Annotated in this window: 15 protein-coding genes; 6 read left to right on the plus strand and 9 right to left on the minus strand. The window is 70.3% G+C overall.

All coding sequences use genetic code 11. The features are described from left to right. The first annotated feature begins 19 nt into the window (after positions 1 to 19). Positions 20 to 1,612, plus strand: coding sequence for a hypothetical protein (locus K8640_RS22300; RefSeq protein ID WP_223748863.1), 1,593 nt, complete (start codon positions 20 to 22; stop codon positions 1,610 to 1,612). 1 nt (position 1,613) lies between these two features. Then, positions 1,614 to 2,537 carry an ACP S-malonyltransferase gene (gene fabD, locus K8640_RS22305; RefSeq protein ID WP_223748864.1) on the plus strand — a complete coding sequence of 308 codons (924 nt, stop codon included), beginning with the start codon at positions 1,614 to 1,616 and terminating at the stop codon, positions 2,535 to 2,537. On the opposite strand, the gene K8640_RS22310 is transcribed toward fabD, so the two are convergent. Together K8640_RS22310 and K8640_RS22315 are read right to left on the minus strand one after the other, a co-directional pair. After that, positions 2,522 to 3,358, minus strand: a complete 837-nt coding sequence (locus K8640_RS22310; RefSeq protein WP_223748865.1) for an alpha/beta fold hydrolase — start codon at positions 3,356 to 3,358, stop codon at positions 2,522 to 2,524. The two genes, fabD and K8640_RS22310, sit on opposite strands and share 16 nt — an antisense overlap. 35 nt (positions 3,359 to 3,393) lie before the next feature. After that, complete coding sequence (locus K8640_RS22315) at positions 3,394 to 4,146, minus strand: GntR family transcriptional regulator (RefSeq protein ID WP_223748866.1); 753 nt, start codon at positions 4,144 to 4,146, stop codon at positions 3,394 to 3,396. Positions 4,147 to 4,296: 150 nt separating this feature from the next. On the opposite strand from K8640_RS22315, the gene K8640_RS22320 reads away from it, so the two are divergent. The 3 genes from K8640_RS22320 to K8640_RS22330 are packed head-to-tail and all read left to right on the plus strand — an operon-like array spanning position 4,297 to position 6,377. Next, positions 4,297 to 5,154 carry a fumarylacetoacetate hydrolase family protein gene (locus K8640_RS22320; RefSeq protein ID WP_223748867.1) on the plus strand — a complete coding sequence of 286 codons (858 nt, stop codon included), beginning with the start codon at positions 4,297 to 4,299 and terminating at the stop codon, positions 5,152 to 5,154. Positions 5,155 to 5,190: 36 nt separating this feature from the next. Then, positions 5,191 to 5,733, plus strand: coding sequence for a VOC family protein (locus tag K8640_RS22325; RefSeq protein ID WP_223748868.1), 543 nt, complete (start codon positions 5,191 to 5,193; stop codon positions 5,731 to 5,733). Beyond that, positions 5,730 to 6,377, plus strand: a complete 648-nt coding sequence (locus K8640_RS22330) for a polysaccharide deacetylase family protein (protein WP_223748869.1) — start codon at positions 5,730 to 5,732, stop codon at positions 6,375 to 6,377. Before K8640_RS22325 ends, K8640_RS22330 begins: the two co-directional genes overlap by 4 nt. Positions 6,378 to 6,393: 16 nt before the next feature. On the opposite strand, the gene K8640_RS22335 is transcribed toward K8640_RS22330, so the two are convergent. From K8640_RS22335 to K8640_RS22355, 5 genes are all read right to left on the minus strand, one after another. Further along, entirely contained in the window at positions 6,394 to 7,764 is a 1,371-nt protein-coding gene (locus K8640_RS22335; RefSeq protein ID WP_223748979.1) for a cell wall metabolism sensor histidine kinase WalK, read from the minus strand. Positions 7,765 to 7,766: 2 nt separating this feature from the next. Further along, positions 7,767 to 8,453 carry a response regulator transcription factor gene (locus K8640_RS22340; RefSeq protein ID WP_223748870.1) on the minus strand — a complete coding sequence of 229 codons (687 nt, stop codon included), beginning with the start codon at positions 8,451 to 8,453 and terminating at the stop codon, positions 7,767 to 7,769. Positions 8,454 to 8,483: 30 nt separating this feature from the next. Further along, positions 8,484 to 12,560 carry an IPT/TIG domain-containing protein gene (locus tag K8640_RS22345; protein WP_223748871.1) on the minus strand — a complete coding sequence of 1,359 codons (4,077 nt, stop codon included), beginning with the start codon at positions 12,558 to 12,560 and terminating at the stop codon, positions 8,484 to 8,486. 135 nt (positions 12,561 to 12,695) lie between these two features. Next, a complete protein-coding gene (locus K8640_RS22350; RefSeq protein WP_223748872.1) occupies positions 12,696 to 13,040 on the minus strand; it encodes a hypothetical protein in 345 nt (114 codons plus the stop codon). A 31-nt stretch (positions 13,041 to 13,071) separates the two neighbouring features. After that, positions 13,072 to 13,356: a hypothetical protein gene (locus tag K8640_RS22355; RefSeq protein WP_370640378.1), complete on the minus strand. Its 285-nt coding sequence runs from the start codon at positions 13,354 to 13,356 to the stop codon at positions 13,072 to 13,074. Positions 13,357 to 13,759: 403 nt separating this feature from the next. Between K8640_RS22355 and K8640_RS22360 the strand changes: the two genes are divergently transcribed. Then, positions 13,760 to 14,131, plus strand: a complete 372-nt coding sequence (locus tag K8640_RS22360) for a hypothetical protein (protein WP_223748873.1) — start codon at positions 13,760 to 13,762, stop codon at positions 14,129 to 14,131. Between the two features lie 311 nt (positions 14,132 to 14,442). Here K8640_RS22360 and K8640_RS22365 read toward each other — a convergent pair whose 3' ends face one another. Further along, positions 14,443 to 16,881 (minus strand): aminotransferase class V-fold PLP-dependent enzyme, encoded by a 2,439-nt coding sequence (locus K8640_RS22365; RefSeq protein WP_223748874.1) that lies wholly within the window; start codon positions 16,879 to 16,881, stop codon positions 14,443 to 14,445. A 189-nt stretch (positions 16,882 to 17,070) separates the two neighbouring features. Continuing rightward, positions 17,071 to 18,699, minus strand: a complete 1,629-nt coding sequence (locus K8640_RS22370) for an alpha/beta-hydrolase family protein (RefSeq protein WP_223748875.1) — start codon at positions 18,697 to 18,699, stop codon at positions 17,071 to 17,073. Between the last annotated feature and the right edge of the window lie 130 nt (positions 18,700 to 18,829).

The raw sequence follows: 18,829 nt of genomic DNA on the forward strand, positions 1-18,829 counted from the left end.
CTCCGTCATGACTCGCCCCATGTCCTCCTCTTCGTTCTTTCAGACGCCGTTCGTCGTGGGTACCCGCGCGGCGGGGCTGTTGTTGTGTGGGCTCTCCGCGTGGCTCGGTGGGTGGGCCTGGCTCGGCTTCGCGGTGGGCGCGCTGAGCTTGTTGCGCGTGCCTCGGCGGGGGCTGCTCGTGGAGCTGGCGGTCGCCTCGGCGTTGTTGTGGCTGGTGATGCCCGCGTGGCCTCCGCTGGTGGCCGCCGCCTTGATGCTGCTGGTGATTCCGCTCGCGCCCGAGTCGGGGGCGCTGAAGCTCAACGGCCTGGACCGGTACTTCTACCTGCAGGATGGCCCTGGCTCGCGGATGAACTCGCACCACTTCGTGGACACGGCCACGCCGCTGGAGCGCGAGTCGCTGGAGCGCGCGGTCGCGGCGGTGTTGAGCGAGCTCCCGTTGGCGCGCTCGTTCGTGCGTGAGGCGACGCTGGGCGTGGCGAGGTTCGTCGCCCGTCATCCCTGGGTGGAGCCCTCGCGGCTGCTGTGCTGGTCCGACGCGCCGGTGGAGGCGGAGGACTCACGCCTGCTGGATGCGCCCATGGACTTGAGGAGGCTGCCGCCGTGGCGGGTGATTCATGCGCCACGGCCCGAAGGGGGTTACCGGCTGTGCCTCACGGTGCACCACTGCGCGGTCGACGGCGAGGGTGGGTTGCTGATGCTGGACCTGCTCGTGCGTCGATACAACGAGCTGCGCGCGGGGCGGCCCCTGTCGCCGCGGCTTCCCGTGCATGGGGGACAGCGGCTGCGGGAGCTGTTGCGGCCTCGGGGCTTCGCGGGGATGTGGAGGCTGGTGCGCCGTCACTTCTCCATGGGGGACACGGACAAGGGGGCCTCCGCGGTGCTCGCCGATGACGCGGCCGCGCGGCCCACGCACACGCGGCACCACCTGCTGCGGATTCCGGCGGACACGTGGCGGCGACTCAAGGCGGTCTCCACGGCGGAGGGCGTGAGCCGCAATGACCTGCTGGTGGGCGCGGTCTTCCGGGCCGCCAGCGCGCTGCGCCGCGAGCGGGGCCAGGCGGAGCTGCGCTTCAGGACCTTCGTTCCCACGAACCTGCGGAGCGCGTTGGGGGTGCCGTCTGGTTTGGGGAATTACCTGGGGATGTTGCAGGTGGTGGCGAGCCCCGAGGACCTGCGCTCACCCGCGCTGGAGAAGACGCTCTCGGAGTCCATCCGGAAGCTGAGGGAGCCGGACGAGGCCGTGAGCTTCATGGTGAACATGGGGCTGCTGACGCTGATGCCCCCGGGGATGTTCCGGGCGGGGCTTCGGAGCAACGACGCGGACCCCTCCGCGTTCAACTACTCGCTGCTCGTGAGTACCATCCGGCAGCCCGAGGAGCTGGCCCTGCCCGAAGGTGTCGAGACGGAGCGGGTGCTGGTGCGTGGCTCCCTGACGGGTCGACCCTGCTTCGGCGTCGTCATCATCCACTCGGGGGGCGAGGTGCACGGCGTGCTTGAGTACCTCTCGCCGACGGTCCGCGACGAGACGGCGCGTGAGTTCGCCGAGCGCTGGGTGGCGGAGGTGGAGCGGATGGCGATGGGCCCTGGTGTCACGGCGGCGGTGGGCTGACATGAGCGACACGGCGTGGGCGTGGCTGTTCCCGGGGCAGGGCTCCCAGAAGGTGGGGATGGGGCGGAAGATGCTGGAGCGCTCCGTCGCGGCCCGGAGGGTGTTTGACGAGGCTTCGGAGGCCATCGGCGAGGATTTGAAGCGGCTGTGCCTGGAGGGGCCGTTCGAGCGGCTGACAGCGACCGAGAACGCGCAGCCCGCCATCGTGACGGTGAGCGTGGCGTGCCTGGCGGAGCTGGAGGAGCGGGGGCTGAGGCCCTCGGTGGTGGTGGGGCACAGCGTGGGGGAGTTCTCCGCGCTGGTGGCGGCGGGGTGCCTGCCGTTGACCGCGGCCGTTCGCGCGGTGCGCAAGCGTGGGCAGTTGATGGCGAGCGTGACAACGCCGGGCGGGATGCTGGCCGTGATGGGGCTGGACGGGGTGAGGCTGGCGGAGCTGTGTCACGACGCGGCGAGAGAGGGCGTGGTGGTGATGGCCATCCACAACAGCCCGAGGCAGTTCGTGTTGTCCGGGGACCGGAGTGTCCTGGAGCGGTTCAAGGATGTGGCCCTGTCGGCGGGCGCGACGGAGTGCGTGTTGTTGGACGTGAGCCATGCGTTCCACTCGCCGCTGATGGGGCAGGTGGAGGAGGCGTGGAAGTCCGTGGTGGCGGGCCTGCAACTCCGGATGCCTCGATGTCCCGTGCTGCTCAACACGACCGCGAAGCCGGTGAAGACGCTGGTCTGCATCCGGCGCTCGCTGCTGACCCAAATCACGGGGCCGGTGCTGTGGACGCAGTGCATGCAGGCGCTCGTCGAGCAGGGCGTGACACGCGTGCTGGAGGTGGGGGACAGCAAGGTCGTCTCGTCCCTCGCCCGGAGGACGGCGCCGACGCTCCAGACGCTGACGTTCCTGGAGCCGACCGTCCTGGCTCAGCTCGACGCCTGAGCCACGAAGGACGCCAGCGCGTCCTCGAACCGGGGTGTCGCCTCCATGAAGGGCACGTGGCCCACGCCGGGCAACCACGTGCCCTGACCCGAGCGGGCGCACGCCAGCACCACCTCGCGGCTCATGGCGGGGAGCACCACCTGGTCCAGCTCTCCGTGGAGCGTGGCCACCGGTCGACGGCAGCGCTCGAGCTCCACGGAGTAGTCCTCCGCCCGGGATAGCAGCGCGCGTCGGACATTCACCGGCACGCGCTGCATGGCTCGCACGCTCGCGTCGACTCGCGATGCGTCGAGCGTGCCCGCCGCGCACGCCTCGACGAAGGCCCTCGCGGAGCTTTCATAGGTCGCGCCGTCCTCCGACATCAGCCCCCGCGCGTTGGACATCATCCCCGGGCCGAACAGCGCGCGCGCCGGCTTGCCCGTCTTGAGCGACGCCGCCACGAAGAACAGACCGCCCAGCGCCTCGTCGCCGTGACGCCGCAGGTAGTCGCCGACGACGACACCTCCGTAGGACCAGGCCACGACCACGGGCCGTACCAACCCGAGCTGCTGGATGACCGCTTCGAGATCCCCAGCGAAGTGGACCCCGTCCACATAGGGCCCATCGCCCTCGGGCTTGTCGGAGTCCCCGTGCCCTCGCAGGTCGATGGCGACCAGGCGATGACGCTCCGCCAGCCGCCCCCGCAGCACCTCGTCCCAGCTCCCACGGCCCTGGGCGAGCCCATGCACGAAGAGGATGCTCGGCGCACCCGATGCCGGGCCCGACTCATCCACCGCGAGCCGAACCCCTCCTGAACCCTCGACGAAGCGCGTGCGTACCATGTGCCTCCGGCCAGTACGCGCGGCCGCGCCTGGCGTCAATCCCTCGCGCGAGGCCGCCGGGTTTTTGTCGGCAAAGGCTTCTGGGCCGGGACGGACACCGCGCGCAGCCCGGGGTGGCTCGCGAGCACCCGCTCGGTCGTCTTGGCGATGTGCTCCGTCAAGAGCGCGCACGCCCGCTCCGCGTCCCGGTCCAGCGTGGCCTTCACCAGGGCGGCGTGCTCGTCCTCCACGTTCCGTCCCGCCTTGCCATGGGCCAGGGAGAGGCGCCGGTAGCGCTCCGTCTGGTCGAACAGCATCGCGTGGAACTTCAGCAGCCAGGGCGACTGGCAGGCGCTCAGCAGCGTCGCGTGGAAGCGCGCATGCTCGAGCTCCCAGGTGTCATCCAGCACGCCGCTGCCAGACGCCGGAGCGCGGCGCTGCAGCCGATGGAGCGCCGCTGTCACCTCTCCCTCCCAGGTGATGTCCCCCTGGGCGATGGCGCCCCGCAGCGCGAGCGTCTCGATCTGCTGCCGCGTCCGCGTCAGGTCCAACAGGTCCGCCCGCGAGATGGGCGCCACCCGGAAGCCACGCTGGTCCTCGATGGTGACCAGCCCCTCCGAGGCCAGTCGGCAACACGCCTCGCGCAGCGGCGTGCGCCCCACGCCATAGCGCGGCGCCAGGTGCTCCAGCCGCAGCTTCTCTCCCGGCGCGAGGCCACCTTGCAGGATGTCCGCTCGCAACCGGTCCACCACGGTCGATGCGAGCGTGGGTTCCGACACGGGAACCCGGATGCGGGACGGGGCGGCCATCGATTTCCTCACGGACAGGCGACCTATACGTCACGCCGCGGATTTGACACAAGGTGTCACGCTGGATGCAAAACGAATTTTGTCGACAATCGGTTGAGCGAGGCCTTCCATCTGGCTAGCCTTGCGCTCGCACGAGGGAGACCGGCGACCATGCGGATTGCATCGATTCTGGTGAAGGGGGAGCCCGCGCTGGGTGTGCGCACGCCCCGGGGAATGCTCAACGCGACGGCGCTCGACGCGGGGGTCGGCACCTCGCTGCGAGGGCTGCTCGAGCGGGGGCCGGACGTGCTGGCGGACCTGGCCCGGCACGTCGCGAGAGCGCCGGTGCTCTCCGACGAGGAGTTCACCTATCGGCCGCTCGTCCCGGAGCCGAGCAAGTTCCTGTGCCTGGGGCTCAACTACGTCGCCCACGCGGCGGAGGCCACGTACGAGGCCCCGAAGCACCCGGTGGTCTTCTCCCGCGTGGCGTCGGGCCTGCTGGGCCACGGCGAGCCGATGGTGGTGCCCGCCTGTTCGAGCCAGCTCGACTACGAGGCGGAGCTGGCGGTGGTGGTGGGGCGCCCGGGGCGGCACATCCCCAAGGAGCGCGCGCTCGAGTGGGTCGCGGGCTACACGCTCTTCAACGACGGCTCGATTCGCGACTACCAGAAGCGCGCCCACCAGTGGACCGTGGGCAAGAACTTCGACGCCACCGGCCCGCTGGGGCCCGAGCTCGTCACCCCCGACGAGCTGCCCGCGGGCGCGCGGGGCCTGCGCATCCAGATGCGCGTCAACGGCGAGGTCCTCCAGGACGCGAGCACGTCGGACATGATCTTCGACGTCGCCACCGTCCTCGCGGACCTCTCCGTGGCCATGACGCTCCAGCCTGGCGACGTCATCGCCATGGGCACGCCGAGCGGGGTGGGCGCCGCGCGCAACCCTCCTCGCTTCCTGCGCGAGGGTGACGTGTGTGAGGTCATCGTCGAAGGCGTTGGCGTGCTCAAGAACCCCGTCGTCCGTGCGCCGTGAGCTCGAGTCGTTGAGGACCAACCCCTGGGAGGACCCATGTCCACGCAAGCGAAGCTGCCGAGCCGTCTTCACCACACGGCCTATGTGACCAAGGACCTGGAGGCGACGCGGAGGTTCTACGAGGACCTGATTGGACTTCCGCTGGTGGCGACCTGGTGCGAGTCGGACGAGCTGTTCGGCGCCATGCGCACCTACTGTCACACCTTCTTCGAGCTCGCGGACGGCAGCGCGCTCGCGTTCTTCCAGTTCGAGAAGCCCGAGGACCAGCAGCTCTTCGGGCCGGAGATTCCGTCCTCGCCGTTCCACCACATCGCGCTGAACGTCGACGTGGAGACGCAGCAGGGCATCGAGCAGCGCCTGCGCGCGGCGGGCTACAAGGAGCCGGACACGTATGTGCTCGAGCATGGCTATTGCCGCTCGCTGTACGTGAAGGACCCCAACGGGATGATCGTCGAGTTCACCCACGACAGCCCCCAGGCCATCACCCAGGACCTGCTCCAGGCGCGCCGCGCGAAGGCCCACCAGGAGCTGAAGCGCTGGCTGTCCGGGGACCGCACGTCCAACAACGTGTTCCGGTGAGCCTGCTCACGCTGTCGTTCGACAACGGGCCCGACCCCGTGGTGACGCCCCGGGTGCTCGACCTGCTGGCGTCGCACGCCATCCCCGCGTGGTTCTTCGTGCTGGGCAAGCACCTGGGGACGGACGAGGGACGCCGGCTCGTGGTCCGCGCGCGGGACGAGGGCCACCGGGTGGGCAACCACTCCTTCTCGCACGCCACGCCGCTCGGCGAGGACACCCGTCCTGACGCGGTGGAGGCGGAGATTGCCGCCACGGACGCGCTGCTCTCGCCCCTGGTCTCCACGGCGAAGTGGTTCCGTCCGTTCGGCGGCGGCGGCAAGCTGGGGCCGCACCTGCTGAGCCCTCGCGCCGTCGAGCACCTGGTCCGTCACCAGTACACGTGCGCGCTCTGGAACAGCGTGCCCGGGGACTGGCTGGATGCGAAGGGCTGGCCCGAGAAGGCGCTCGAGGACTGCGCCGCGAGGCCTCACACGCTGATGGTGTTGCACGACATCCCGGAGGCCTGTCTGGACGGGCTCGACGGGTTCCTCCACCGGGCCCGGGAGCGAGGCGTGCGGTTCACCCAGGAGTGTCCCCCGGAGTGTCTGCCCATCGTCGACGGACGAATCGTGCTGGACCTCACGGGGCTCGTCGCGGGCGGCTGAGCCGTCGCGCGTGGCGTCACGAGGGCGCCGGGACGCGGGCACCTTCGAGCACGACCTTCAGTCCACACGGCTCGTTCCGGCTGAAGTCCAGGGTGAGGTGGGCGCGCTGACACAGCTCGCGGGCAATGGCGACCCCCAGCCCGCTGCCGCGCGGGTCCCGCTCCCGGGCGCCGCTCGCCCGGAACAACCGCTCGCCGAGCCGCCCCAGGTCCTCGGGGGGCACGCCCGGGCCGTCATCCAACACGGTGAGGCGGAAGCGCTCCGGGGCCGGCTCCTCGAGCACGGCCACCACGTGGCCGCCCGGCGTGCCGTGGGCGATGGCGTTGTGGACCAGGTTGCTCACCGCCTGCTCCAGCATCGTCGGATGGCAGCGCGCCCACAGCTCGTGGTCCGGGCGGGCGACCTCCAGCGTGAGCTGCTTGCGGCGGGCCAGCAGCGACAGTCGGCGCGCCACGCGCTCCACCAGCATCCCCAGCGCCGCGCGAGGCTCGCCGTCCAGTGGATCCACGCCCTCGCCCAGCTGGCAGGCCAGCCGCAGGTTGTCGACCAGGGCGGTGAGATAGACGGTGTCCTCGAGGCCGCGCACCAGCAGCTCGGGCAGCTCCTCCGCGGGTGCGCTCGACGCCAGCTCCAGGGCGAGCTGCAGCGACGCGATGGGCGTCTTCAGGTCATGCGCCACGTTCGACAGGAAGCGCTCCAAGGCCTGCTGCTGTCCCAGGATGCGCGCCGCATCCGATTGGACCCGCGCCTGGGCCACGTCCAGGACGCGTGACAAGTCTCCCAGCTCGTCGCGCGCGGCGTCGTTCGTGGAGGCGTAGGCCTTGCCGCCCAGGCCGCTGGCCGCCGCGTGGAGCCGCCGGACGCGCTTGAGCAGCGGGGAGATGACGGCGAACGTGGAGGCCGCGGCCAGCAGCGCGGTGAAGGTGATGGCGGCGAGCATGAACCAGAGCGCGCCGCTCATCCGGCTGGCCACCACGGGCCACCGGTACTCCAGCACGCTGCAGGGCCCCGACGCCGCGGCGCGAATCAGGATGCTCCCGGCCCACACACCTCCCTCGAGGCGCGGGTAGTGGAGCGACATCGGCTGGGGCTCGCCCGCGGCGAGCCGCTCCACGAGCGCCGGGTCCGGTCCCCCACGCTCGAGGAGCCTGTCCGCGTCGAACGCGCGCACCTGGAGCCCCTGGGGAAAGGTGTGGCTCCATCCCTGGGGCGCGGCGCGACAGGCCTCGCCATGGGCCTGCATCATGGCCTCGGAGAAGAGGCGCGCGCTGCCCTGGGCCGCCAGCTCCGCCGTCTTGTTGAACGTGACGTACGCCGCCGACAGCGTGGCGAGCAGGCCCAACAGCAGCGACGCGATGGCGGTCCTCCAGGCCAGCCCCTGCCACATCTTCAAGGCGCGTCCTCCAGGTCGAAGCGGTAGCCGATGCCCCAGGCGGTGCGCAGCCGCGCGCCGGCGGGGCCCAGCTTCTTGCGGATGCGCGCCACGTGGGAGTCCACCGTCCGCGCGTCCCGCTCCTCGTTGAGGGGCAGGGCCTGGTCGGCGATCTGCTCACGGGTGAGCGCGCGGCCGGGGCGCTCGACCAGGTACAAGAGCACGTCCAGCTCGTGGCGCGTCAACGGCACCAGCCCCTGGTCCTCCCGACTGACGGAGCGCGCATCCAGGTCGACGCGCACGTCCGCCCACGTCAGCACCCGGCGCGCGTTCGTCTCCGGCAGCCGCAGCCGGGCGCGGATGCGCGCGAGCAGCTCCTCCATCCAGAAGGGCTTGGCCAGGTAGTCCGCGGCGCCCAGTCCGAACGAGCGCAGCCGCGCCTCCAGCTCCTGCCTCGCGGACAGGACGATGATGGGGACATGGAGCCGGTGGTGCCAGGCCTCGAGCAGCGCGAAGCCGTCGGGGCCCGGCAGGTTCAGGTCCAGCACCACCAGCGCGGGAGGCTCCTTCAGCGCGGCCTCCAGCGCCAGGTAGCCGTCGGTGGCGAGCGTCACCTGGAAGCCCGCGAGCTTGAGCCCGCGGACGATGCCCGCGGCGATGGGAGGGTCGTCCTCCACGACCAGGATGGGGCCTTGCGAATCCATGGGGACGACCTCCGTGCCCGAAGCACGAGCCTAGCCGGCCAGGGCCTTGGGCATGGAGCCCTCCGCCTTCGTCACCTGGAAGGTGACGCTGCCCTGGGACGCGCCCCGGCTGTTCTCCACGACGATGGCCCCCGACGTGCCGCCGGAGGGCACCAGGAAGATGAGCTGGGTGTCGCTCACCACCTGGTAGCGCTCGACGGCCGCGCCATCCAGCCGCACCCCCGTCGTCCCGGTGAAGTGGGCGCCCTCCACCGTCACCTGCGTGCCCATGGGACCGGAGCCCGGCGTCGCGCGGGTGAGGGTGGCGACCGCGGAGGCGTCCACCTGGAAGCTCTGCACCGAGTGCGCCGCGCCCCGCGAGGTGACGACCTGGATGGGCCCCTGCACCGCGCCGGAGGGCACCGTGGCCGTCAGCGCGGTGTCACCCTGCACGGTGAAGGACGCGGGCATGGCCGAGTCCCCGAAGCTGACCCGCTGCACGTCCGTGAAGCCGCCTCCCTGGATGCGCACCTGCGCTCCGACCTCTCCATTCGGCGGCGTGAAGCCGTCCACCCACACGACCTTGGGGACGGTGAAGGACAGGGAGGACCTCCCCGTGCCCGCGGCGTTGGTGACGCTGATGGGGCCCGTCGTCGTGTCCGCGTCGATGACGGCCACCAGCTCCGTGTCGCTGTTCACCTCGAAGGTGCGCGCCGGGGTGTCGCCGATGCAGACGCCGCTCGTCGCCGTGAAGCCCCTGCCGGTGACGGTCACCTTCGTCCCCGGGCCTCCCGTGTCCGGTGTGAAGCCGGTGACGACGGGCTTCACGTTCGTGCTCACGCTGAACGTGCTCTTCGTGGCCGCCTTGCCACCGGGCGTCGTCACGAACACGTCGCCCGTGAGCGCGCCGGACGGCACGGTGGCGGTGAGCTTCGTGTTGCCCTGCACCGTGAAGGCCGCCTGCGCCGAGGAGGCGCTGCCGAAGCGCACCTCGGTGGCGCTCCCCAGGTTCGTCCCCGTCAGGACCACCTGCGTGCCCACCGGGCCCGACGGTGGGGCGAACTGGCTGAGGGTGGGCGGCGCCACGAAGGTGAAGGCCATCGGCGAGTAGCCATCCGCCTTCGTGTTGGTGACGTGCAGGGGGCCGCTCACCGCCTTGTTGGGCACGTACGCGGTGAGCTCGGTGTCGCTCACCACCTCGAAGAGGGGGGCGGCGACGCCTCCGAAGGCCACGCCCGTCGTGCCGGTGAAGCCGGAGCCGGTGATGGTGACGGCCGTGCCCCGGCCGCCGGTGAGCGGAGAGAACGTGGTGAGGACGGGGGGCGCGACGCTGAGCACCTGGAAGTCGTCCTTCGAGGCGCCGATGCCCGCCGGCGTCTCCACGGACACGGGGCCGCTGCCCGTTCCGGAGGGCGAGGTGACGGTGATGCTCGTGTCGCCGAGCGAGACGATGGGCACCTGCACCCCGGGCGTGCCGATGTGCACCGCCGTGGCCCCCGCGAAGCCGGAGCCGTGCAGGGTGATGGGGGTGCCGGGCGTGCCCTTGGTTGGCGAGAAGCTGTCGACGCTCGGCGCGGACAGGACGTTGAACGCGCTGGAGGAGACCCCCGTGCCCCGGCTGTTGGTGACGCGCAGGGGGCCGGAGGTGGTCCGGCTCCCCAGGACCGCGACGAGGTGGTGGTCATCCAGGACGGTGAAGGACGCCGCGGGCGCGCCGTTGAACGTCACGTCCGTGGTGCCGGTGAAGCCCGCGCCCGTCACGGTGACCTCGGTGCCCGGGGTGCCGGCGGTGGGCGTGAAGGCGGTGAGGGCGGGCACCTGGCTTCCCTTGACGACGAAGCCGTCCTGCGTCGCCGTGCCGCCAGGCGTCGACACGGTGATGGGGCCGCTGACGGCGCCCGGGGGCACGGTGATGATGAGCTGGTCATCCGACACGAGCGTGAAGGACGCGAGGATGTCCTCGTGGAAGTACACGCTCTTGGTGGACAGCAGGCCCGTGCCGTAGAGCTTCACGGCGTCGCCCTGCTGGCCGCTCGGGGGGCCCACGGAGCTGAGCGTCGGGGGCGCGGCCACCGTGAAGGGCGCGGCGCTCACGGCGGTGCCCTGGGCCGTCGTGAGCTGGATGGGGCCCGTGGTGGTTCCGTCCGCGACGCGGGCCACCACCTGGCGGTCGCTCCAGCAGCGGAAGTAATCGGCGGGCGTCCCGTTGAAGCTCACCTCAAGCGTGTTGGAGAGCCCCGTGCCGGTGAGCGTCACCTGGGTGCCCGAGGCGCCCTCGTCGGGGCTGAACCCGGTGAGGACGGGGGCGGACGCGGCCTTCGGCGTGGCGCCGCGCGAGGCGCCCTTGTTCGCGGGCGTGAGCTGTCCATAGAGATACACGCCGTTGTCGAACGCGACCCGCTGGAGTGACAGCGATTGCCCCTTCGAGCCCGTGTCGACGAAGCCATCCGCGTCGTCGAGCGCGTCCTGGAGCTTGGACATCACATACATGACGATGCCCATGTACACGGCGACGATGAGGGCCGCGACGACGCCGACGAGCGGCAGGGCCAGGAGCATCTCGAACTTCTGGACCGTGGGGTCGCTCGAGTCCGGGGCGTAGCTCACCTCGGGGTCCAGGATGTCGTAGTAGAGCTTCCCCACGCCATCCTTCTGCCGCACCGTCAGGGTGACGGTGCCCGTGAGCTGGATGGCCATGTGGAAGGCGGTGGCCTTCATCACCAGGGCCAGGCCCTTTTCCGTGAAGCCGAGGGTGAAGGCCTTCAGGTGGATGCTCTGCCCCTTCGCGTGGAGGGTGACGGGCTGGGTGAGCGAGAGCACCGGAGGGCTCCCCTTCACCTGGAAGTCCGACTCCGGCACCTTCATGGCCTTGGCCAGCGCGGGAATCATCTCCTGGAGCAGGAACGTGTCATCGACCAGGATGGCGAGGTTCTGCGTCGGGGACGTGGTGAAGGTGGGCGTGGAGGGGAAGGGCGTCGGCGCGGGCCAGCCCGGCGGGAGCGCGTGGTCGCTCATCATCAGGGCGATGAGGTCCGGGGCGTCGCCCGCCGTCAGGGAGAAGGTCATCGTCGTGGGCGCGCGCGGCGGGGGCTTCACCGCGCCGGTCGCCTTGCCCTGGGTGATGGCCGCCTGGAGCTGACCGAGCACCGCCGTCTCGATGAGGGCGGAGACGCCGGACTTCGGGCTCATGGTGACGGTGAAGGTGTGCTCCGGGTCGAGGAACCAGAGCGTGTTCCAGGCCTTGGCGTCGTCCTCGTCCCCCGAGTCCGCCGTCGTCACGCACGTGGCGCCGCCCTGCAGGGTGGCCACGCCCTGGTCGACCTGGTTGACGGCCTGGCCGTCGTCGAAGGTCCACACGCCCACGAGGCCTGGCTGGGGGAGGGGGAGGGTGGCGTTCATCGCCTGCTGGAGCTGCACGGCGGTGCGCGCGAGCGTCCAGAGCCGCACGGAGGCCACCTCGCCGTCCAGGCCCTGGCCGATGCACAGGCTCTGCCCGTTCGTCCGCGGCTGCGAGGACAGCGTCGCGGTGCCCTTGGACTGTCCGTCCACGTAGAAGGTGATGACCTGGGCGGCGAGGGACACGGCCACGAAGTGCCAGTGGCCATCATCCAGCGTCGCGGCGGAGCCGGGGGCGACGCAGGTCTGGCCTCCCCAGGTCACCACGGGCCTGCCGCCATTGATTCCCACCGAGAGGCCCGCGTCGGGCACGGACACCAGCGTCTGCGCCTGCGTCGCCTGGGTTCGCACCCACACCTCCACGGTCAGCGCGTTGCTGTCGAGCGTCCAGGGGGCCTTGGCCCTGGCGTCACAACCCGCCAGGCCGTTCGTGGCGAGGTAGGCCGTCGGATAGACGCACCCCATGGCGAGGCTCGCCAGCCGGACGCCGACGCTCAGCGTCCCGTCGACGGCCTGCCGGGCCACGGTGCCCGTGCAGGGGACGCTGAAGACGACCGAGTCCGTCTGGCTGTCGAGCGCGACGGACAGCTGCTGGAGCCCCACCGTCACCGAGCCCTGCTGCAAGGTGACCGTCGGGTCCTGCGCGCCCGCGGCGAAATTGGCCGCCATCGTCGTCAGCAGCGAGGCATCGACGTTGACCGCGGTGTTCCACCCCTGATTGACATCCTTCATGACCATCTCCCCCTGCATGGCGCCCCAAGCGCCAATCCGAGTGGGGGCAGGATGCGGGGAGGATGTGGAGGAAGTGTGGAGCGGCCCCGGACGCGCGAGCGAGCCCGGGGCCTTCGGTCCTCCGGCCTCGGGGGACTACGGGTGCGGGTTGCTGCTCCAGCAGACGGCGTAGGCATCACGTCCGCAGAAGTTGTTCGCGTAGGCGTTGCAGTCGCCGTACGCGACGGTCTGCGTGGCCCACATCCACTCGCTGGTGCTGCGGCAGCGCCACGAACAGGTGCGGCCGCCTTGCGCCCAGCCGGCACAGTTGGCGGTCCAGGACGCGCTCACCTCGCCCGGGACGCGGTCCTTCGTCATCACGACGGAGGCCGGGTCCGGCAGCGAGGAGGCTTCGGTCGCCTCCTCCGGAGGGGCGCCGCACGCGGCGAGGAACATCGCGGAGGTCAGCGCCAGCAACAGGGGATTCGTCGGCTTCTTCATGGGAGGGATTCCGGGGGTGAGGGAAGCAGGCTCAGGGGATGCTCCAGCAGACGCTGTACGGCTCGCGGCCGCAGTCGCGCCGCGCCACGTCCTCACACTGACCCCACGCGACGTCGTTGTAGCCGTACCAGTGACGCCAGTCGTTGGCCGTGCACTTGAACGTGCAGTGCCGCGCCCCATTGGCGTACCCCTCACAGATGCCCTGCTCCGTCTCACCGAGCGTGCCCTCGGCGTCCGTCAGCTCCTCCGGCGCGCCGCCGCACGCCGCCAACATCCCTCCAAACGCCAGACCGATGATGAGTGACTTCATCTTCACGGGTGATTGTCCTTGGTGTGTGTGCCGGCGAGATGACCGGCCCCCGAAGGTGATTGTGTTTGTGGGGTTTCGAGCAAATTTCTGGTTTTAATAGGTTTGTTGCTTTTGGGGTGTGGCGCGAACAAGCGGGCCGGCGTCCGCTCGCAGCGCGACGTGCGGCTTCCGACCAGGCGCCCTGGATAACCCTTACGCAATTCCTCGCATCGTTTCGCGCGCGGGCCGGCGACTGGTTGTCTATGTGGCGGAAATGCTTGTCATGGTCGTTGAGTCGTTGAGTCGTTGAGTCGTTGAGTCGTTGAGTCGTGCAATGCGCTCAAGCGCGGTCGGGCCGCGGTAGAGGTCCGTGCTCGGCGTCGTTGCCTGGTCGTGACGACAAACCCGAAGGAATACGAGGTGCAAAGCCATGCGCATCAAGACGAACCTGTTGGGATGGGGTGTCGTGATGGGAGTCCTGGTCAGTGGCACGGCGTCCGCGGCGTGCTGGTCCTGGTCTTCGGGGCCGACGTTCGAGAACCGCTGGGTGGCGGGGCTGGACAACGTGCCCAGCGCGGATGACACGTCGCTGCTGACGGACAATGGACTGCTGCGCAACTACTTCCCGGCCCAGTGCTCGGGAGCCTATGGCTGCGACGTGGTCCAGTACTCCATCCAGTGGTTCAACGGCACCTGGCAGACCTTCACGCCGGGCGTGAACGACGCGGACCCGGCGGGCTACGTGCGCCGCTCGTGGGCGTACTTCTACGACCACAACTTCCAGGCCACCGTCTGTAACTGACCCGGTCGTCCCCACGGGGCTGGGCGGGGTGCGGGAGTCACTGCCTGATGGTGGCTGCCGCCCGTTGTCGCGTGAGGCGCCGCGTGCCCAGTCCCCGTCGCCGTGAAGGAGGATGCCCCCGTTCTCCACACCGCCGCGAGCCTCCTGGCCCACAACCAGGAGTGCTGGCTGGACGCTGTCGTGGGTCCTCTCTGGCTCGACTTCGAGACCTCCGTGCGCGACTTCCTGCTCACGGGGCTCCCGCGCGCCCACGGCGGGTGGCCCCACGTCATCCCGCCCCCCGCTCGGGAGTGATTCGCGCCCGCGGACCTTCAGTTCACCGGAGCGTCTGCCAGGGTGTCCGCCAGCCGCGCGCCCTCGGTGTTCAGCAGGCACTTCGCGAACAGGTAGAAGCGGTAGGCGTCCCGGAAGTTCGAGCCCAGTCCGAACGAGACGCGGATGGCGCCGCAGTTGCCCTTGTTGAGGATCTTGTCGTCGAAGGTCTTGCAGTCGAGGATCTTCTCCGTCTTGTCGAGCTCGCAGTGCTCCGCGCCGGCGGTGGTGTACGTGGCCTGCTGCACCGCGCCCAGGTTGCAGAAGCACCCGTTGCGCACGGTGATGCCGAAGGACTCGGCGGCCCGCTTGACCAGGGCGTGCGGGAAGACGGCGTTGTAGCAGTCGAAGAAGTTCAGCATGACCGTCGCCCCCTTGTGCTCGGGCGGCGGGCCGTAGATGCGGCAGAGCGGGGCCTGGGCCTTGATGTCGTGCCGCAGCTCCAACAGCCGCGTCTCCAGCCACCTGGCCAGCGCCGTCGACCGCGCGCGGAGCTCATCCAGTCCGAGCCGGGAGAGGAACTCGAACCCCTGGGCGATGGCGTGGAAGGACGCGTAGTTGGGCGTGCCGACCTCGAACCGCTTCCCGTCGTCACGGTGCAGCAGCCGGTCCGTGGGAGACCACGGGCCCGAGTAGTAGCACACCGCGCCGCCCGCGAAGGACGGCGGGGTCAGCTTGCGAAGCGAGGAGCGCCTGGCGATGAGGCACCCGGTCCCCGTCGGATGGCCGAACATCTTGTAGAACGAGACCGCGACGAAGTCCGGGTGATGCACCGAGCAGTCCAGCCGGGACTGGGGGACGAGCGCCGCCGCGTCGCACAGCACCATCGCGCCCTTCTCCTGCGCGAGCGGAATCCACTTCAAGTCATGCCTGGCGCCCGTGGCGTTGGACTGCGCCGGGTACGCGAGCAGATGCGGGTGCCCCGGGGCGAGCTTCTCGAGCGAGCGCCGCATCGAGCTGTCCAGAATCAAGAGCTCCTTGTCCAGCGGGATGTACTTCACCGAGGCGCCCTTGGACTTCGCGTACTCGCGCAGGCCGTGGACCGAGGTGTGGTTGTCCTTGGTGAGCAGGACCTCCGAGCCGCTCTCGAAGGGGAACGACTCCGCCACCAGGCGGATGGCGCCGCTGGCGTTGGGGGTGAAGATGATCTCGTATTCCTCCGGCGCACAGCGGAAGAACCGATAGATCTCCGCGCGGGCCTTCTCGAAGGCCGCGTCGGAGGACTTCGAGCCGGTGTGCGGGTTGCCGAGGATGGTGCTCTTGAGCACCTGGTAGTCCTGCGTCAGGAGGCTCTCCGGGGCGAGCGTGCCGCCCACGTGGTCCAGGTACGCCTCCTGGAGGGCATCCAGGCGCGAGAACTCGGTGTCGCGCAGCGCCTCGACCTCGGCCTCGGGGTAGGTCGGGTGCTCGGCCAGGAAGGCGGCCTTCATCGCGTGGTAGGGGCGCAGCAGCTGAGCCTCCGCGAGCGGGAGCGGCCTGTCCGCGGGGCTCTCGACGAACTGGGGCGGCAGCTGTCGGAACGCGCTCAAGGCCGAGAAGTCGGGCCGGGGACTGGGGGCCACGGACTCCTTGCAGGCCTGGTCCACCTGGCCGCGCAGGAGCCAGGCCTTGACCTGGTAGTTCCGGGTGGGGACCTGCTCGTGGAACTCCCGGAGCATCGTGTCCAGGTACCCCTCCCGGGTGAGGGTGTCGCACTGGTTGAACTCCTCCAGGAGGATGCAGGCGTTGAAGAGGAACTCGCGGGTGTCCGGGTCGTCCAGATGGAAGGACAGGGGACATGAGGTCGCGACCTCGCTGACGCCCCGACAGAGCCCCTCGAGGGAGAAGGCGTGGGTGATGGCGGAGGGGTCGGTCAGGCTGAGGGCCGCGTCCATGATGGCCGAGGGCGTCCCGAAGTGCTTCTGGGATTGCCGCCGGGCCAGGTCGAACAGCTCGTTGTAGTGGAAGACGGTGCCGTAGAGCTTCCCGCCCGGCCGCAGCACCCGCTTGAACTCCCGGGCGACGCGGGCCTTGTCCGGCGGGAACATCAGCCCGAAGCCGCAGACGATGATGTCGAAGCTGTTGTCCGCGAAGGGCATGTCCGCCATGTCCACGTCGGCGTGGAAGACGACGTCCCGTCGGAGCTCCTCGCTGACCACCTTCCTCGCCATGTCGATGGCGATCTTCGACAGGTCCGTGGCGACCAGCCGCAAGCCCAGCGGCCGGGCCAGGTCCTCGTAGAGGTGGGTGGTGATGCGGCCCGTCCCACACGCGACCTCCAGGATGCTCGTCGGGGGAGCGTCCGGACGGATGTCCTTGCGAATCTCCCGGACGAGCAGCTCTCCATAGGGTTTGAAGAGCCGGGGGCCCAGGACACGCTCGTAGAACTCCATGAACGTGCTCAGGGACCACTTCTGCTCCGACACGGTCTTGCAGTGGTGCGGCGCGGTGCTGTGCATTGCGGGCTCCCAATGGCAGCCGGGGCGCGTGGCCGCCTTGTTGTGTTTGTATCTCATTGGGGTCCGGAAGGGTCAATGTCTGGCGGTGATGGTGGTGTGATGCCTCAGGGGATTGGTGGTATCCCCGGGGTGGGCTGTCTTCGGGGTGGCCCGCATGGATGTCATTGTGCGGGCCAGGAGCCCGCACGGTCAGGGCGTCGGCCGCAGTCTCGCCCGCAGTCGCGCGGTCTTCTGTCCGGTCCATCCCTGGGGGCGAAGCAATGCCAGCCATCCGTCGACGTGCTCGCCCGTGTAGACGTGTCCGTAGCCGGGCGGCACGGCCATCCCCAGCGGCAGGTCGGCCGTCACCTGCCAGAACGTGACGAAGGGCAGCCACACCATCGCGTCCACGACGTCGTCACCGCGGGGCTCGCGCAGCCAGTCCGGCCGTCGCAAGAGCAATCGGGGGCTCCACCAGGTGATGGGGTCCGAGGGGTGCAGCAGATAGAGCACCCGGGCGTCTGCCCAGGGCGCCATGGCGGGGGGAATCTCTTCCCCGGGGCGCCGGCTGAAGCGGACGATGCGGCCCTCGCGGTAGATGGGCTCCACCTCGGGGCTGCCGGCGTCGCGCTGGTCGGTGAACTCGCGGTACAGCGTGTTGAACTGGGGTGGGCCGACGAAGAGCGCGCCGTGGGTGCGATTGGCCAGGTCCCGCTCGCCGCTGAAGGCCGTCTCCCCGCCGTACGAGCCCAGGCTCTCCCCGAACACGAACAGCTTGGGGCGCCGGTCCTCGGGGAGCCGGGACCAGCGCTCGTAGACGGCGTCGAAGAGGGCCCGTCCCGCCTCGCGCGCCCGCTCCTGGTCCACCAGGACGGAGAGCCATGACCACAGATGCGAGTACTGCATGGAGACGATGGCCGAGTCGCCACCAGTCAGGAACTCGAAGGCCTCGACGGACTCGGGCACCACCCAGCCGCTGCCCGTCGTCGTCACGACCAGCAGGAAGTCGCGCTCGAAGCCGCCCGCGCGCTCCAGGTCACGGACGGCGAGCTCGGCGCGGCGCTCCGCATCCGGGGCGGACGCATGACCGGCATACACCCGGATGGGCTCCTTCGCGGGGGCACCATGGAACGCGGACAGCTCCTCCACCGAGGGGCCCTGGGCCACGAAGCTGCGGCCCTGGCGGCCCAGCGTCTCCCAGGGCACGAGGGAGTCGGGGCTCCCGGAGCGCAGCGGGCTTCGTGGCGCAGACACACCCTCGGCGGTCGTCGTGTCCTGGAGGGCCAGGGTGCGGTCCGCCAGGGAGATGAGCCCGTCCCACAGCACGCCGCTGAGGACCAGGAAGGTGAGCGTCGCCACCGCGAACCCGCTCGTCGCCCGGGCCGCGCGGGGGCCGATGTGGCGCGACAGGCGCGTGTTCAGTCGATGGGAGAGCGCGCGCAGCCCTCGGCCCGCACCGATGAGCAGGAGGAAGAGGAGCGCGGCGATGAAGGGCGCGAACAGGTAGCCCGCACGGCCCGGGTGGGGCATCCCCATCCGCTCCCGGATGCTCGCCTGCCAATGCCAGCCCAGCACCAGGGATGCGGCCAGGGCCACGGCCGCCACCCCGAGGAACCCTCGCCAGGCCCGGGCGCTGGGTGTGCGCGGAGGTCGGTTGGCGAACTCCCGCCAGAGCCAGGCACCCGCCACCCCGAGCCCGTAGCCGATGACCGCGCTGATGCCGCTGACGAGCCCCTGGAAGGGGCCGCCGCGAGGCAGGAGCGAGGGGGTGAATGACAGACACGCGAACACCAGCGCGACCCACGCACCAGGCAGCGTGAAGTGGCGCCACCAGGCCATGGCCCGACTCCGGTGCCACCCCCCACGCGCGGATGCTGCTCGCGCGGGGCTTCCGATGAGGCGCTCCATGTGACCCCCGAAAGACAGACTCGCCCTGCTCGTCCCTGGGAAAGGGTAGGCGCGGAGGGCG

The sequence above is a fragment of the Myxococcus sp. XM-1-1-1 genome (assembly GCF_020037095.1).
In the GTDB taxonomy this organism is placed as follows: domain Bacteria; phylum Myxococcota; class Myxococcia; order Myxococcales; family Myxococcaceae; genus Myxococcus; species Myxococcus fulvus.